Annotated in this window: 14 protein-coding genes; 9 read left to right on the plus strand and 5 right to left on the minus strand. The window is 67.8% G+C overall.

The window, feature by feature from the left end; all coding sequences use genetic code 11:
- Positions 1–16: 16 nt before the first annotated feature.
- Entirely contained in the window at positions 17–967 is a 951-nt protein-coding gene (locus ABIC28_RS13765; protein ID WP_143548448.1) for a hypothetical protein, read from the minus strand.
- Positions 964–1,464, minus strand: a complete 501-nt coding sequence (locus tag ABIC28_RS13770; protein WP_097211693.1) for an ImmA/IrrE family metallo-endopeptidase — start codon at positions 1,462–1,464, stop codon at positions 964–966. Before ABIC28_RS13770 ends, ABIC28_RS13765 begins: the two co-directional genes overlap by 4 nt.
- A 1,668-nt stretch (positions 1,465–3,132) precedes the next feature.
- On the opposite strand from ABIC28_RS13770, the gene ABIC28_RS13775 reads away from it, so the two are divergent.
- The 3 genes from ABIC28_RS13775 to ABIC28_RS13785 all read left to right on the plus strand — a co-directional run bounded on the left by ABIC28_RS13775 (position 3,133) and on the right by ABIC28_RS13785 (position 5,308).
- Positions 3,133–3,741, plus strand: a complete 609-nt coding sequence (locus ABIC28_RS13775; RefSeq protein WP_143548450.1) for a hypothetical protein — start codon at positions 3,133–3,135, stop codon at positions 3,739–3,741.
- A gap of 309 nt (positions 3,742–4,050) precedes the next feature.
- Positions 4,051–4,266 carry a hypothetical protein gene (locus ABIC28_RS13780; RefSeq protein WP_097211696.1) on the plus strand — a complete coding sequence of 72 codons (216 nt, stop codon included), beginning with the start codon at positions 4,051–4,053 and terminating at the stop codon, positions 4,264–4,266.
- Between the two features lie 109 nt (positions 4,267–4,375).
- Complete coding sequence (locus tag ABIC28_RS13785) at positions 4,376–5,308, plus strand: hypothetical protein (protein ID WP_097211697.1); 933 nt, start codon at positions 4,376–4,378, stop codon at positions 5,306–5,308.
- A gap of 30 nt (positions 5,309–5,338) precedes the next feature.
- On the opposite strand, the gene rox is transcribed toward ABIC28_RS13785, so the two are convergent.
- Positions 5,339–6,769, minus strand: a complete 1,431-nt coding sequence (rox, locus tag ABIC28_RS13790) for a rifampin monooxygenase (protein WP_354579347.1) — start codon at positions 6,767–6,769, stop codon at positions 5,339–5,341.
- A 392-nt stretch (positions 6,770–7,161) separates the two neighbouring features.
- Between rox and ABIC28_RS13795 the strand changes: the two genes are divergently transcribed.
- Positions 7,162–9,357 (plus strand): acyltransferase family protein, encoded by a 2,196-nt coding sequence (locus tag ABIC28_RS13795; RefSeq protein WP_354579349.1) that lies wholly within the window; start codon positions 7,162–7,164, stop codon positions 9,355–9,357.
- Between the two features lie 443 nt (positions 9,358–9,800).
- Positions 9,801–10,556 carry a hypothetical protein gene (locus ABIC28_RS13800; protein WP_209928286.1) on the plus strand — a complete coding sequence of 252 codons (756 nt, stop codon included), beginning with the start codon at positions 9,801–9,803 and terminating at the stop codon, positions 10,554–10,556.
- A 1-nt stretch (position 10,557) separates the two neighbouring features.
- On the opposite strand, the gene ABIC28_RS13805 is transcribed toward ABIC28_RS13800, so the two are convergent.
- The gene (locus ABIC28_RS13805) at positions 10,558–10,989 is read right to left on the minus strand and encodes a nitroreductase/quinone reductase family protein (RefSeq protein WP_097211700.1); all 432 of its coding nucleotides are present in this window, start codon (positions 10,987–10,989) and stop codon (positions 10,558–10,560) included.
- A 3-nt stretch (positions 10,990–10,992) separates the two neighbouring features.
- Positions 10,993–11,568 (minus strand): pentapeptide repeat-containing protein, encoded by a 576-nt coding sequence (locus ABIC28_RS13810; protein WP_097211701.1) that lies wholly within the window; start codon positions 11,566–11,568, stop codon positions 10,993–10,995.
- A gap of 87 nt (positions 11,569–11,655) precedes the next feature.
- On the opposite strand from ABIC28_RS13810, the gene ABIC28_RS13815 reads away from it, so the two are divergent.
- From ABIC28_RS13815 to ABIC28_RS13830, 4 genes are all read left to right on the plus strand, one after another.
- Positions 11,656–12,252 carry a TetR/AcrR family transcriptional regulator gene (locus ABIC28_RS13815; RefSeq protein ID WP_209928284.1) on the plus strand — a complete coding sequence of 199 codons (597 nt, stop codon included), beginning with the start codon at positions 11,656–11,658 and terminating at the stop codon, positions 12,250–12,252.
- A gap of 223 nt (positions 12,253–12,475) precedes the next feature.
- The gene (locus ABIC28_RS13820; RefSeq protein WP_354579352.1) at positions 12,476–14,845 is read left to right on the plus strand and encodes an ATP-binding protein; all 2,370 of its coding nucleotides are present in this window, start codon (positions 12,476–12,478) and stop codon (positions 14,843–14,845) included.
- A gap of 24 nt (positions 14,846–14,869) precedes the next feature.
- The gene (locus ABIC28_RS13825; protein WP_209929218.1) at positions 14,870–15,121 is read left to right on the plus strand and encodes a dihydrofolate reductase family protein; all 252 of its coding nucleotides are present in this window, start codon (positions 14,870–14,872) and stop codon (positions 15,119–15,121) included.
- Between the two features lie 130 nt (positions 15,122–15,251).
- Positions 15,252–15,725 (plus strand): flavodoxin family protein, encoded by a 474-nt coding sequence (locus ABIC28_RS13830; protein WP_097211704.1) that lies wholly within the window; start codon positions 15,252–15,254, stop codon positions 15,723–15,725.
- Positions 15,726–15,736 lie beyond the last annotated feature (11 nt).

Below are 15,736 nucleotides of genomic sequence, written 5' to 3' on the forward strand. Positions count from 1 at the left end.
CGCGCCGCGGGCGCGATCAGCGCCGGGCGAGCCGGGAATGCGCGCGGGCGATCTCCAGAACCCATCTGCGGTCCGAGACGCCATCTGGGGTGCTGATCCACTCCGGGTCGAACGGGACCTCGGGCGAGTGGTCCACCCATTGCGCGACAACCCGAGCGCGTTCGGCCGCACTCGACGGGACCGGCGAATCGTCCAGTCCACCCATTCCGAGACCGATCTGAAGGTAGAGCGCGTCGAGAATCTGTGACACCTGATCCGAGGCCCGCAGCACGCTGCTGGAGTGCGCGAGGTCGCCATCGACCACCTCGGGAAAGCGCTCGGTGACCAGGCGATGAACCTTCCGCAGCCGGGCAAGCACGATCCGCGCCCGCACCCACGCCTCCACCATGAACCACAGCGCACCCGAGGCCATCAACGCGGTGCCAAGCGCCCACGGCCAGCCGGGATCGAAAAAGGTCGATCCGTTGCGGACGATCGCGGCGACCCCGGCCACCACGATCACCGCGCTGCCCGCAGTGAACAGCGCGATCCCGCGACCGAGCGGGGTCGGCGCGAGGTGGCGGACACCGGTGACGGACACGACCCCGAACATCGCAACCACGACCGCGCAGGCAATCCACGGCGCATCAAGAACCCAGGCGGCGCCGACCGCGACCGCCGCCAGGGCGTACACCACCCCGGCGAACCGGCCGACGGCGCGCCGGGAATCGAGCGGCCACACGGCAGCGGCGATCACGAAACTCGAGGCCGCGCTGACCATCCACAGTCCGACCGAGAGCAGATCGACGTCGACGTGACGTCCCAGCAGAACGCGGAGTTCCGGGGTCGCGACGAATGCCCCGACCGCGAGCGACGCCACCGCTGCCACGATGGCGAATCTGACCATCGTGGGGGCGCGGACTATCGCGCGCCCCACCCGTGCTCCCGCCGCGATCCAGGCGAGCAGCGCAACTATCCAGTAACTCACCCGAGCGCCTCGTCGTATCGCAGCACCGACACGGGATTGCCGTGTCTGGACAGAATGGCCAGCCGGTGCAGAAGCAGGCCGGCGAAGGTCTCGGCCTCCCACTCCTGGATCTCGTGCTCGACGGACGGCGGGTCCACGCCGCGCGAGCGCTGGCTGAGCATGTATGCGATGAGGTCATCGTCGGCGGCCAGCGTCTCCTCCTCGATCGCCGCACCGGCATGACCGAAGACGACGTGCCCCAGCTCGTGCGCGAGCGTCCGGTCCGGGTTCGGCAAACCATCGGCGATGATGATCTCGTCATGATCGACAAAGCTGAGGTGTTGTCCATAGACACCGATGGGCAGCGGCTGCGTGCGGACGGTGATCTCGCGACCTCGCTCCGCAGCGACCCGCACGACCACCGACGCGAGGCTTGACGCCTCGGCCGACGCCGCGACCGCACACACCGCATCGACGGCCGCCGACACACGGCGATGAGACCTGATCGCCTTGGTCATTCGTCCCCCATCACAGGCCGCGACGCGCGGTCGGTCCGAAGAACTCTGCGTATGTCGCGTTCGCCCTCGCGCGCTGCGCACGCGCGCCCCGGGCCGAGAACACCGCAGACACCGCCGCGACGGTCGAGAGCCCGCCGAGGCTCACCAGCGCGCTCCCCCACTCGCCCAACCCAGACTGGGCCGAGGTGGCCTCGTAGCCCGGTTGCGGCGACCGAGTTTCGTCGAGCGGTGAGACATCGGGACGAACATCGGTCGAACCAGGCGCGATGGCGTCGGCGGCAGAATCCGGGACGGGCGCAGGGATCGCCGTCTCACCCGGAGGCGCCGGGACGGGTGCCGGGACCGACTCACCTGGAGTCACCGGGACGGGCGCCGGGACCACCTCGCCCGGAGGTGCCGGGACGTGCGCCGGGACCAACTCGCCCGGAGGTACGGAGATGGGAGGCGGTATCACCAGATTGTTGCCGGACAGCGTGGGACCACCGCCCTGGAGAGGGGGGACCGGAATCGGGACCGGGACCGGGACCGGGACCGGGACCGGGACCGGGACCGGGACGAGTCCACCCCCGGCCGTGGTGGACGGGGTCGTTGGCGCCGTGGTGGACGGGGTCGTTAGCGCCGTGGTGGACGGGGTCGTTAGCGCCGTGGTGGACGGGGTCGTTAGCGCCGTGGTGGACGGGGTCGTTGGCGCCGTGGTGGACGGGGTCGTTGGCGCCGTGGTGGTCGGCTCGGGCACCACTGGCGTCACCAGCGGCGGGGCCGTCTGCGGAGCCGTTGGGCGGGTTCCGCACGGAGGCCCGGACGCAGGGACTCCATGAGGACACTGGGGATGGTTCGGATTGCAGGGTCGATGCGAGTGTGACTGGGCGCAGCCCTGAATCGGGTCGGCGACCGCCGTCGCGGCGCCACCCAGGCCGATCCCGGCAAGGATTGCACCGGCACCGCACCAGCGGAGTACCGCCAGCGCCCGGTGGCCGCGGCGAAGGCGCTTTAACGAGCGTCCACCTGCATCACGTCCACCGATCGCCGGCACACCACTCTCGGCCGGCATCCTCACCATTGCGTCTCCAAGTCCGCCGCTCGCCGATCAAGCAACTCCGATACCCATGAAGGCCGTCGGACAAATCCCCATCCAGCGACGCACCTGCAACGATTCGTGAGTGGGCAACCACTGAGCGATCGGCTGGGTCGGCAGGCCACCACGGGTATGCTAGCTGTTTGCTGAAATCTGGCAAATGCCAGACTGCAAGGCAGGGCACCGATGCCCGTGAAACCTTCACTCACCCGCAATAGCGGCCACTTCGCGGCGCCGAACCGACCACACCCGGCCTGTTGCCCACAGACATCCACGTGACACCCCGACCGAACGCCGATTCGAGCCCGGCTCCGACAGCGCCCCCCACAACGCCGAAAGCAGCGCCAGCAAATCTACAGCCTCGCATCGCTTCCTCGGCCGCGAAGTCGGCAGGTGCCGTGCAATTAGAGTCAACCACCACAATCGACTAGGCATCCGAGCCGGCTCACCGCCCTCGGCCTTGACCAAGCCTAGAACTGCTATCTTCTAGCAACATCCTGACGGCCAAGTGCTGCGGATTAGCCGGATGCCTCCAGCTTCGATCAGTAGCCGAACAGGCCGGTCCATCTGCGCATGAAAACGAAGAGGGCAGTATGACCGCAGCAAATGGTCGAGACCAGCGTGACGAAGGCCAACCGATGGCGTTCAAGAATCGAGTTGCCGAACTCGCCGCAGGCATTGGCCTCACCTGCGGACTGGCCCTCGCGGCGCACTTCACCGAGTCCGAAGCGCTGATACTCCTGACAGCAGGAGCGTCCGCGGCCCTCATCGCCGTCGGACTTCTCTGCATGCAGGCAGGCCACTCGGCCCGGAGGTCCGTCGCCCCGCGGAGATCCGTCGCCCCCGTCAGTACACCTCTGATGGAGGCGGTGAACGACATGACCGACGAGGAACTGTCGGGGGCTATCGCCGCACTGCATTCCAACCAAGTCGCGATGGCCGCCGCCGGCCATCCGGCGCAGGCCCAAAGGATCGCGCACGACAAGTTCACATGCCTCGAGGTAGCCCGACAGCGCCGCGAGGCCGCCAACAGCCAAGCCCGCCGACAGAGGCGTCTCATCGCCGCGGTGGTGGCAGCGGTCGCCGCGATCGGGTTTGCCGTCGGCATAGCCGGCATCGCCGACAGCATCGCGTCGGCGAAGGCGCAGGAAACCGCGGAGCAGTGGTACGCCCGGGAAACCCCGCAGCACAACGTCATCTGAGTCTGCGTTCGCGGAACCGGATGCGATGGGCAACCAGCTGAGCCGAGTCCCAATAAGTTAGCTGGAAGCTTGCCAGCAATTGTTCGCATCGCTAGACTTCATTCGCGCCGTTTTCGTCCCCCGACCGAAACGTCGCCGGTCCCGCTGGGTAGAACCCCCGATCCACCCAGCGGGGCCGACCACCCGATCGGCAGACCTCGGCAAATCGCCCGGCACGGACCACGGCTCAGTAATCTTCCAGCTATGTCGGTGCCTACGAGGCGATGCATCTCGCCGGCGCTGGCGGGCAACGAGGCCAGAGGAGGAGCGATGAGGATTCCGCTGTGGATCGGCGGCCCTGCCCTGCTCGCACTGGCGGCTCTGGACGCCGCGCTCGTGATCCAGGCTCGTTCGGTCGGTTCGCTGATGCGGGCGCTGATGCGCGGGATGGGAACTGACCTTCCTGAACCGTCGTCATACGACACGGTCACCCGGTGCAGTGCGCACACCCTCGAGGTCGACGAGGTCGTCGCCACACCGAGTTAGCACCGAATTGTTGTGGCAGTGCACCTCGGCGCACGCGGGCATCGAAGGCCGAGCATGGGAGGACCGAGCGCGCACGGTGGTCGCCGCCATCGTTTGTAGGCTCGGCGCCATGTCGAACACATTCCTGGCACCGGTGGGCGCCGAGTTGACGATGCCGGAGCGCAGCACGGTCACCTCGCATCCGGCCGGCTGGCTCGTATCGTCGCCCGAACGGCTGGAGGTATTCGACGCGACATTCGACCGGTCGCTGTTCGCAGCCGAATTCGAAGGATGCGGTGCTTCGACGGTGTCCGACGCGCTCGACTACGCGGCGGTCAGTCTTCGAGACCGAGCGCAGCTGCACAGGCCGGACGGATCGGTCGTCTGGGAGCACGTCCACGACGGTTGGCCGGAGTGGGGAACCGGTTCCGCGTACTGGGATTCGGCCAGCGAGACATTCGCGTTCACCGAGCCTGGTGACCACAGTGATCGTTGGTGCCTTGTCCGCGACGGGAAGATGGTCGCGTCCGTCGAACTCACCGACCTGACGGCGGGAGGATCACACGTTTCCCGCACCCGCAGCGGGCATCTCGGGCTTTCGATCGGTGCAGGGCAGGATGGCTGTGCGGTCTATTGGATCGATCCGATTCGGCTCGGCGATCGTCTCGACCCGCTCGTGTACGACGAAGAGGTCGTCCTCGATGTCGGCCGAGTCGATTCGGTGGTGACGCTGACGCACGAGTCGGACATCATGCGGGTGCGCCCTGCCGTGGACTCGGATTCATTCATGTCGATACGTTCCGAAGACATCGATTCCGGCATCGAGGAGGGCATCCCCTTCCACTGGGCAGTTGGCGCCGAGGATCGATTCGTTGTGTGCGTCGGCGACGACGATCACCAGGTATTCGCCTCCGGTGCAGCGGATCTCGATTCCTGGACCCGGCTCGATCACCCGGCAGGCCTCGGTCCGGATGCCACACTTGTCGGCGGTGCCAACGGACTGTGCGCGAGCTGTGACTGGCCGTCAGGAGTGGTACGCCTCTGGCGCGGTCCGATGGTGTGATCCGCACGCGGATACCCGGGTCACGCGCGCTCATCCGGCCGCAGCGCCGAACCACGTGGGCAGCCGGCCGATCAGATCCTGTTGATCCTCACCGACCCAGGACACGTGGCCGTCCGGCCGCAGCAATACGGCGGGCATGTCGAGTTCGTCGCTGACGTCGACGACGTGATCGACGCGGTCCGCCCAGCCCGCCACCGACAGCCGACCGGTCTGGTCGAGCAGCAGCCCGCGGCCGGCGTGCATCAGCCCGTAGAGGCGGCCTCGATTCTGCAGCGCCACGTCCCGCAGCCGCCTGCCGAGCAGTTCGTGCCCCTCGCCGAAGTCGTACCGGACCCCGATCGCGGTGACCTTCTCGGTCAGGAACCGATTCACCTCCTCGAAGTCCATCAGTTCCGACAGCAGCAGGCGCACGGACCGGGGACCCGGCTCGGTGGACAGCAGCTCGGACTGCACGCGGGTGTTGTTCAGCACGTCGGCGGCCACCGGGTGCCGTTCGGTGTGGTAACTGTCCAGCAGCCCCTCCGGCGCCCAGCCGCCCACCTCGGCGGCCAGCTTCCAGCCCAGATTGAACGCGTCCTGGACGCCCAGGTTGAGGCCCTGCCCGCCCAGCGGCGGGTGGACGTGCGCAGCGTCGCCTGCCAGCAGCACCCGGCCGACCCGGTAGCGCTCGGCCAGCCGGGTGGCGTCGCCGAAGCGGGACAGCCAACGCGGTGAGTGCACGCCGAAGTCGGTGCCGGCGAACACTCGCAGCTGTTGCTTGAACTCCTCGAGGGTCGGCGGGACCGACCGGTCCTCGGCCACCCCCGCGGCGGGCACGACGATGCGGTACACCCCGTCCCCGGAGGGTCCGGCGCCGAATCCCTTGTGGGTCTTGCGGACCTCGGACACCACGGCGTCCAGGATCTCCGGCGGCGCGGCCACCTCCATCTCCCCCAGCAGCGACTCGACCCGGGTGGGTTCGCCGGGGAAGCCGACACCCAGCAGCTTGCGCACCGTGCTGCGGCCGCCGTCGCAGCCGACGAGGTAGCGCGAGCGCAGCTGCGTGCCGTCGTCCAGCTGGGCGGTCACCCCGTCGTCGTCCTGGCTCAGGCCGACCAGTTCGCGGCCGCGCCGGATCGGGGCGCCGAGTTCGGCGGCGTGCTCGCTAAGCAGTCGCTCGGTGACGGGCTGCGGGATGCCGAGGATGTACGGATGCGCGGTGTCCAGCCGGTCGGGCCGCGGCTTGGCGATGCCAGCAAAGAAGCCGCCGACCGGGTACTTCTTGCCCAGCGCGAGGAACCGCTCCAGCAGACCGCGCTGGTCCATCACCTCGACGCTGCGCACGTGCAGGCCGAGCGACCGGACATGCCTGGTCGGCTCGGTCAGCTTCTCCAGGACGAGCGGCTGCACGCCGTGCAGCCGCAACTCGGCGGCCAGCATCAGTCCGGTCGGTCCGCCACCGGCAACGATCACGTCGATCATTCGAAAACCCCCGTTCGACAAGAACCCGCGTGCTTCGCGAATCCCTGATTTCCGCAGGTCCTGGCCTCCGGCTTGGAGATTCTGCAACACGATGGGGGTCTTGCCGCAAGACCCCCATCGCGCTATATGTTGAGAGTGGCAGGGAGTGGGCAAACTCCTTGCCTTTCTTTCGTCGTCCGACCCCCACGGACAACCTCCTCACGAAGCCGCGGGAGCGCTGAGCGAAGCCCGACAGACCGGAAAGTTGTCCCGGCGTGGCTCGGCACCGTGCGGGGATCTCAGTGGGATGATTTCGCCTACGCTGCGGCCGACCGCTGCACGGGACTCCGCTGCGGTGCGTCTGCCCGGATACACGGGGTGGCTGGATCTTCGGGGGAGGACGGCTGGTCGGGGTGAACACCGTTGTCACTGCAGAGCGAGAACGCCGATCCGACGGTGACCGCCTCACCGATCCCGCTGCAACACGATCCAGGGATTTCCGCCCGGACATCGAGGGTCTGCGGGCGGTCGCCGTGGTCATGGTCGTCCTCTTCCACGCAGGCGCTCCCGGCGTGGCCGGCGGGTTCGTCGGCGTCGACATCTTCTTCGTCGTTTCCGGCTTCCTGATCACGGGGCTGCTGTGGCGCGATGTGTCGACCACCGGCACGGTCGGCCTCGCCCGGTTCTACGGCGCGCGGGCTCGACGGCTGCTGCCTGTCGGTGGCCTGGTGCTGGTCGTCACCGCGATCTGCTCGGCGGTGCTGCTGCCTCCGCTGCAGGCGCGGGACGTCCTCGGCGACGAGATGGCGAGCGCGCTCTACGTCGGCAACTATCGGTTCGCCCTGCACGGCACCGACTACCTGGCCGCCGACGCGCCGCCGTCGCCGTTCCAGCATTTCTGGTCGCTCGGTGTGGAGGAGCAGTTCTACCTGCTGTGGCCCGCCCTCATCATCGGGGCCGCCTGGCTGGTTCGGCGCGTCTCGCGTCGCGGCGGCGCGGATGCCCCGACATCGCCGACGCCGTACCTGCTCGTACTCACGCTGGTTGCGGCGGCATCGTTCGCGGTCTCGTCGGCCTGGACCGACACGCTGCCGTCGTGGGCATTCTTCTCGCTGCCGTCGAGGGCCTGGGAACTGGCAGCGGGCGGACTGGTGGCGCTCTCGCTCCGCGGGTGGAGTCGGCTGCCCGCGACCGCGGCCACCGTCGCCGGATGGGCGGGCCTGGTCCTGCTCGTCCTCGCGTGCACACGACTTGACGAGACGACTCCGTATCCCGGCACCGCCGCGCTGCTTCCGGTGCTGGGCACCGTCCTGGTGATCGGCGCCGGCTGCGCCGCACCGCGACTGGGGGTCGGTCGCGGACTCTCACTTGCGCCGATCCGGGCCGTCGGCCGGGTGTCGTACTCCTGGTATCTCTGGCATTGGCCGGCACTCCTGCTGATGCCTGCCCTCCTCGGTCATCCCCTCGGCCTGCTCGGGCGGCTCGGTGCGGTCGCGTTGTCCGCCGGATTGGCCATGCTGACCCTGTACCTCGTCGAGAATCCGGTCCGGTTCGCAGCACCGCTACGGGATTCGGCATCGCGCAGTCTCGCCCTCGGTGGCGCCATCACGGCCGTCGCCGTGTGCGCGGGGCTGCTGCTCCTCGTCGCACGCCCCGTCCCGGTCGGCCACGGCGCGGCCGCTGCGGATCTGACGGTCACCACCGCGCCCGCGCCCGCGGCGGCGGCCCCGTCCGTCGACCCGCACGAGGCCGCGGTGCAGCAGCTGACCGCGCAGGTGCACGCCGCGGTCACGGAGTCGGCCGCAACGCTCGCCGTGCCGTCGAATCTGTCCCCGACGCTGGCCGACGCACCGGCCGACAAGCCGGAGGTATTCGTCAACGGCTGCGTGCGGTCCTGGCTCGAGGTCGGTGCGATCGACTGTGCCGCGGGCGATCCGACCTCGACGACGACGGTGGCGCTGGTCGGCGACTCGCACGCCGCAATGTGGGATCCCGCATTCGAATCGGCTGCCGAGCAACGACATTGGCGGCTCAAAACCCTGGGCAAGGTCACCTGCCCGCTGCTCGACCTGCCGATCACCAGCCCCTACCTCGGTCGGGAGTACAGCGAGTGTGAGCAGTGGCGAGGCGAGGTCGTCGCGCGGCTACTGGCCGAGCGGCCACGGTTGATCGTGCTGAGCATGTCCCGGCGCTACGGCGGCGACTTCGGGTTCGACGTCTACGGCCCCGCCTGGCTCGACAGCCTGACCCACATGGTGGCGCAGCTACGGGCCACAGGAGCGGCCGTCCTCGTCCTCGGTCCGGTCCCCGATCCGCATTCGACCGTGCCGACGTGCTTGTCCGCCCACCTCGACGACGTGACCGCCTGCTCGCCGCTCCGCCCGGTCGCGGTGAATGCCGCGGGAGTCGCGGCGGAGGCCGCGGCGACCGCGGCAGGCGGCGGACAGTACGCCGACCTCACGGAGTTGTTCTGCACCGCGGACCGCTGCCCCGTCATCGTCGGCAAGGATCTGGTGTTCCGCGACGACAACCACCTGACGCTCGAGCATGCACTGGCGCTCACGCCGGTCGTCACCGCACTCGCGGACCGCGCACTCGCCCCGCGCTGAGCTCAGGACGTACACGCCATTCACTTCAAGTCATCATCGAATAGTGCAGGCGTAGAACCGGAACCAGGTCCCACCTGTCGATCACATTCGGTGCTAACTTCGTAGTGCACAATGGCCGCGCTCGCGCTCGGCGGGCGCACCGGTGCCAGGGAGGTGCAGCGCTGTGCCGCGCGAGGACGATCACCCGCAGACCCGGGTCGGCGAGTCGAATACGAGCCGCCGCGACCCCCACGTTCCGCCCGCCGAGGAGCAGATCCACTGGCCGGAACCAAGCCCCCTCAACGACTGGTGGCAGACCGTGATGAACGGCGGTCGAAACTCTCCTGCCTGACCGCGGGCGCATGCCGAGGAATCCGTGGTCACCGACAATCGGCCGCTTCGAAAACGGGGCGGGCGAACGAAGCGTGTGGGAGGGTGTGCGGGTCGAAACCGGAGGGAGAACCGTGAGCCGCAGGATCACCCGAAAGGCCGGCATCGCCGCCACAGCGTTGACGGCGGCCACCGTGCTGAGCGGCTGCCTGGCCCCTGGCACGCCCCCCGGATGGTCGAGCTACACCATCGAGCAGGGCGCGCACAGTGCGTCGGTGGGTCGCCCGACCGGCGCAACCGGCCCGTTGGAGGGCTGGGTCAGCCCCGGTGGGGCGTCGCGCACCTACGACTTCGTGCTGACCCCGACCGCCGAGTACGTTCTCACCTCTCCCACCCAGCCAGAGGACCAGTTCGACTGGAACAAGCTGCCCGGCTTCTCTGACTGCGGCGACTTCGACCTTGCTCGTAACGGCGCCATGTTCGGCTGGCGGTGGCGTACCGACACATCGCCGCGCGTACTCGAACTCGTGCCGTACGCCAATGCGAATGGAGTGCATCAATACCCGGAAAGCGCGCTCGTCACCCTCTCCCACGACGATCTCGCTGCCACTGTGCCCCTGAGGTATTCGATCCAGATCGACGGGCCGGTATACCGTTTCGCCGTCGATGGCACCATCCTCGGCCGGGACATCCACGAGACGGCCACGCTCCCCCGGTCCTGCCCTTCCAACCCCACCAGCACCGGGAAGTGGTACGCCGGCTTCTACTTCGGCGGCACCTCGACCGCCCCGTCGCAGATGTACGCCTACGTGCGCGAGCCCGCAGGCGGCGCGGAGCCCGGTCAGCCCGGCGGGGAGGGTTCCGTTGGCATCGGCAGTCCTGCAAGCTGATTCATGGTCGCGCCAGGACGCCCACCGGGAACGTACGCCCGGAACGCGCCTCATGTTTCGCGAGCGAGGGCAGGTCGGGCGCAATCACGTTTCGCCAGAGGCTGTCTCGCTCGTCACCCGTGGCGATGCGTGCCGATACATCCCACTCCTGATCGGCGATCCGAATCCGAACGGAGTCGGCCGCCGCTAGGTTCCTCATCCAATCAGGGTCGGTTTTCGATCCAAATGCGGAACCCACCACAACGTACGAATCGCCGTGCTCGAGGTAGATGACCGGGGCGGTTCGCGGAATTCCGGTCTTGCGACCGGGCACCGTCAAGAGGAGAACGGGCAGTCCTACCGACTTCCCACCGAGACGACCGTCCGATCTCCGGTACAGGGCGGCGGTCACTCTGTTGACGAACGCCAATGCGGTCTTCACCGTCGGATGCATCGGTCAGCCGGCCTCCGTGCCGTCCGGCATGGTGACGCCGGTGAGATCGGCGCCGTCCAGGACGGCACCGGCGAGGTTCGCGCCCGTCAGGTTGGCCTTGCCCAGATAGGTACCGATCAGGGTGGCGCCGGTCAGGTTGACGTCACCGAGGAATGCGCTGGTCATGTACGCGCCGGAGAGATCCGCTCCGGTCAGATCCGCGTGCCCGAGGAAGGTTGACGTCAGAAAGGCCATCGTCAGGTCGACCTCCCGCAGGTCGGCCCGCGTGAGAAAGGCGCCGGTGAAGTTCGCGTCATGGGCGACTGCACCGGCGAGATCGGCCCTCGTCAGGACGGCCCCGACGAACTCGGCGGAGGTCAGATTCGCACCTGCGAGACTGGCATCGGTGAGGTCGGCTCCCGACAGGTCGGCGCCGGTGAGGTCGGCGGCGGCCAGGTTTGCACCGGCGAGATTCGCACCCGCCAGATCGGCGTCGACGAGGCTGATGCTCCCCGAGTCACAAACCGCCCGTTGGGAATTCCAGGCAGCAACATCCGAACAGAGTAATTCGAGCGGATTCGCCTGCGATGTCGATGTCATTGAGCCCCCATCTAGGACGAACCAGGTTGACGGCGTCAACCTAACAGCGGTTTGTTGACGGCGTCAACAAGCTTCTACCCTCAGGAGATGCAGGACAGAACCCGGGACACGCGCCGCACCCTGATCGCCGCGGCCAGCGACCTCTTGGCGCGGGGCGGACCGGCTCACGTCACGCTGCGGGCAGTCGGCGCGGCGGCCGACGTGTCGCGGACGGCGCCGTACCGTCACTTCCAGGACAAGGACGACCTGCTCAGCACTGTGGCCGCCGAGAACCTGACCGCCCTGAAGGCAGAGATGCAGCGCGCAGTCGCGGACACCGCGACGGACTCCACCCCGCTGTTTCGCGCCTGCCTCGCCTACGTCCAAGTCGCCTGGGAATACCCGAACCACTACCGACTCGAGTTCGGAGGCGACTACGCGATCAATCCGAGCCGGGCGCTGGTAGACGCCGCCCAGGACTTCACCGACTACTTCAACGAACTCGTGGTCGAGGCTCAGCAGAGCAACACCCTCATCGCCGGCGACGTCCGGGAGGTCGGCCCCCTGCTCTGGGTCCTGCTGCACGGACTGGCCATGTCCAACCACCTCGTCGCCGACCACACGTGCGAGCCCGGGACGGGCTATCAAACCGAGGACATGCACCGCGTTCTCGCCCTCGCCCTACGAAACCTGGCCCCGCGCTGAGCTTTAGACAATTCACCCAATAGCCCCTCTACGGGCCTGAGGCACGTAACGTCACCCACCACCTGGTCGATACCCAACCAGGCAGCCTCGCCTCCCGGTTCGAGGCGGTGCCAAGGTCCGGTCATTCTCCGATCGGCAACAAACATGGCCACCATGAGCCGGTCGGAAACCCGGCAGGCGTAGCGTTGAACACCGGAAGCCTGCGAGATGGGAGGCCTGCTCGATGACGACCTCCGTGATGGACAAGCCAGGAAACCTGCCGGCGGAATTGACGAGTTTCATCGGCAGGCGCCACGAGATAGCCGAGGTCAGGCGGCTGCAGTCCGCCTCCCGGTTGGTGACGTTGACCGGCATCGGCGGCGTGGGCAAGACCAGGTTGGCCTTACGGGTCGCCGAGGATTCGCGTCGGGCTTTCGCCGACGGGGCCTGGTGGGTCGAGCTCGGCGAACTGCGCGACTCGGCCTTGTTGGCGGAGACCGTCGCTGCCACACTCGGACTACCGGATCAGCCGGGTCGGTCGATGTCCGACCTGCTGATCGATCACCTCGCCACCAGGCAGACGATGTTGGTCCTGGACAACTGCGAGCATCTGCTCAGCGCCGTCGCGGAGCTGGTGGAAAGCCTGCTGCGAGCATGTCCGGGGCTGCGGATCCTGACGACGAGCCGCGAGGTCCTCGGGGTGGACGGAGAGCGGGTGGTGCGGGTGCCGCCGTTGACGGTTCCTGACGCGGCGCAGACCCCACCGCTCGAGGCGATGGCCCAGTACGAGGCGGTGGCGCTGTTCGTCACACGGGCCAGCGCCCGGCAGCCGGACTTCGCGCTCACCGAGACCAATTGTGCTGCGGTGGCGGGCATCTGCGACAGGCTGGACGGGCTGCCGTTGGCGATCGAGTTGGCGGCAGTGCGGATCCGGGCGATGTCGGCCGGACAGATCATGGACCGCCTGACCGACAGGTATCGCCTCCTGACCGTCGGCTCGCGGGCGGCGCCGACCCGGCTCCAGACGTTGCGGTCGTGTGTGGACTGGAGCTACGAGCTGTGCGGGGCTCGGGAGCAGAAGCTGTGGGCGTGGCTGTCGGTGTTCGTGGGCGGTTTCGAGCTGGATGCGGCCGAGGGGATCTGTCCCGAGGAGCTGGTCGCCGGCGAGTTTCTGGACGCGGTGGCCTCGCTCGTGGACAAGTCCGTCCTGGTTCGTGAGCAGGTCGGGGACGTCGTGCGCCTGGGCATGGTGGAAACGATCCGCGACTATGGCAAGGAGAAGCTGCGCGAATCCGGCGACCTGCATCGGGCTCAGCGGCGGCACCTCTCGTGGTACGAACAACTGGTGCTGAGGGCGGAGTCCGAGTGGATCGGCCCCCGCCAGACCGATTGGATCGCCCGGCTCGATCGCGAACAGCCGAACCTCCGGGAGGCGCTGGCGTTCAGTCTGACCGAGCCGGTCGTCACCACCGATCCGGATGTGAACGCGCGTCTCACCAATGCCATGTTCGTTGCGTTCTGGTTGTGCCGCAGCCAGTTGGCGGAGGCCAGGCGTTGGATGGACCGCTCTCTGACAACCGCCGTCAACGCGCAGACCGAGGAACGCCTGAACTCGCTGTACGACGACACCGTGTTGGCGGGAATGCAGGCAAAACCCGACGAAGCCGCGGCGAGGGCTGCGCAATGCCGAACGCTCGCAGAGCAATTGGGTGACCCCGAGTCGCTCGAGACCGCGAACTACGCGAGCGGCTATATGGCGTTGTTCACCGGCGACCTCGCCGCCGCGGTGGAACCGTTCCAGGCCGCGCTCGCCAGCGCAGGAGTGCGATCCGAGATCGGGCCCCCTCCAAGGCGAGCCGGGTACGAGATCACCCGGCAGCTGGGTGGCCTCCTCGGCCTGGCGGGCGCGAGCGGACTGCTGGGAGACGAGGAAACGGCCGTCGCCTGCCACGAGCAGATCCTTGCGATCACCACCCCGCGAGAGGAATCCTTCTTCCGCGCACACTCCTCGTGGGCTCTCGGACAGACAGCGCTACAGGCGGGCGACTACGACAGGGCAGCCACCCTGACGGCACAGGCGTTGCGGCTGAGCCGGAAAATCAACGACCCGGCCATGACGGGCTGGTGCCTGGAGTCGTTGGCCTGGAACGAGATGCGCGAGGGCAAGGCGACGCGCGCCGCCGTCCTGATGGGTGCCGCGCAGACGCTGGCGAAGGCCGTGGGAAGCGACTCGGTGACCCTCACTTACCTGATCGGCCATCACGACGAATGCGAGCGACTCACCCGCGACGCGCTGGGGACCCGTGCCTACGGCGAGGCCTTTCGCACCGGCACCGAGATGAGTGTGGACGACGCTGTCGCCTACGCACTCGGGGACCGCCAAACCGACAAGCCCCGTGCGGCACCGGTCGCACCGCTGTTGACCCGCCGCGAAACCGAGGTGGCCGACCTCGTGGCAGAAGGACTGACCAACAAGGAGATCGCCGCGACGCTGGTGATCTCGCCCCGCACCGCGCAGGGTCATGTCGAGCACGTCCTTTCCAAGCTCGGGTTCACCTCGCGGACGCAGATCGCGGCCTGGATCGCCGAGAATCAGAAACCTCGACAGCCCTGATCCGAAGCCGGGAAGGCGGAGAGCATCCGGCTCAACGCCGAACTCAAGGCCACCGGCGAGGGCGACATCCTCGTCGACAGCAGCGCCAGCATCATCAAGCCACTCCTCTCGGCGGACCTACTCGACCGGCTGTATCTGATGATCTGCCCCGAGATCGCCGGGAGCGGGCAGCGACTGTTCGACGACGGCCTGCCCAGTTCGAATTGGACGCTCACACATCAGAAGACCGGCGAACTGGGCGAGATCGCGATGGTCTACGACCCTGCGCGCTCATGACCTCTGTGACGATGCAGACAACGCATCCTTCCGAGCGCAACTGCCGCTAGTCTGACGACGCACCTCAAAGGGGACGGGGTGGGGAAGGCGAGCGTGTCGGCGCCATCCCGAAATCGAGGGGAGCGTCTTCATGAAGTCGATCATCGTGTGCACCTCCGTATCTCACGGAAACACGAAGCGGGTTGCGGACGTCATGGGCCAGGTGCTCGATGCCCGCGTTGTCGCCCCTGACCAGGTCGATATTGCGGAACTGGCCGCCTACGACCTCGTGGGATTCGGGTCAGGGATCTACCTGGGGTCCTTCCACGCGCGGCTGCTCGAGTTCGTCGAGTCACTCCCGGAGGGGCAACGACACAAGGCATTTGTCTTCGCCACCAGCGGATTTCCCGATGCACGGCCCCATGCCTTCTCCCGCCCCCTCGTACGCCGTCTCGGACAGAAGGGCTTCGAGGTGATCGACACCTTCTCGTGTCGCGCGTTCGATACCTATCTTCCGTTCAAGCTGGTCGGCGGCATCCGGAAGGGACGACCGAACGCCGCGGACCTGGAGTCGGCCCGCGCCTTTGCCGAAGGGCTGCCGGCTCGGGCAGGCGCCAGGCCCTGACCGGTTCAACT

Source organism: Rhodococcus sp. PvR044 (assembly GCF_040548995.1).
Taxonomy (GTDB): domain Bacteria; phylum Actinomycetota; class Actinomycetes; order Mycobacteriales; family Mycobacteriaceae; genus Rhodococcus_G; species Rhodococcus_G oryzae.

What these genes read in the sequence shown, in the direction of transcription:
- ABIC28_RS13770 (WP_097211693.1), bottom strand. Translation starts at nt 1,464, where the DNA reads ATGACCAAGGCGATCAGGTCTCATCGCCGTGTGTCGGCGGCCGTCGAT.
- ABIC28_RS13775 (WP_143548450.1), top strand. Translation starts at nt 3,133, where the DNA reads ATGACCGCAGCAAATGGTCGAGACCAGCGTGACGAAGGCCAACCGATG.
- ABIC28_RS13780 (WP_097211696.1), top strand. Translation starts at nt 4,051, where the DNA reads ATGAGGATTCCGCTGTGGATCGGCGGCCCTGCCCTGCTCGCACTGGCG.
- ABIC28_RS13785 (WP_097211697.1), top strand. Translation starts at nt 4,376, where the DNA reads ATGTCGAACACATTCCTGGCACCGGTGGGCGCCGAGTTGACGATGCCG.
- rox (WP_354579347.1), bottom strand. Translation starts at nt 6,769, where the DNA reads ATGATCGACGTGATCGTTGCCGGTGGCGGACCGACCGGACTGATGCTG.
- ABIC28_RS13805 (WP_097211700.1), bottom strand. Translation starts at nt 10,989, where the DNA reads ATGCATCCGACGGTGAAGACCGCATTGGCGTTCGTCAACAGAGTGACC.
- ABIC28_RS13810 (WP_097211701.1), bottom strand. Translation starts at nt 11,568, where the DNA reads ATGACATCGACATCGCAGGCGAATCCGCTCGAATTACTCTGTTCGGAT.
- ABIC28_RS13815 (WP_209928284.1), top strand. Translation starts at nt 11,656, where the DNA reads ATGCAGGACAGAACCCGGGACACGCGCCGCACCCTGATCGCCGCGGCC.
- ABIC28_RS13820 (WP_354579352.1), top strand. Translation starts at nt 12,476, where the DNA reads ATGACGACCTCCGTGATGGACAAGCCAGGAAACCTGCCGGCGGAATTG.
- ABIC28_RS13830 (WP_097211704.1), top strand. Translation starts at nt 15,252, where the DNA reads ATGAAGTCGATCATCGTGTGCACCTCCGTATCTCACGGAAACACGAAG.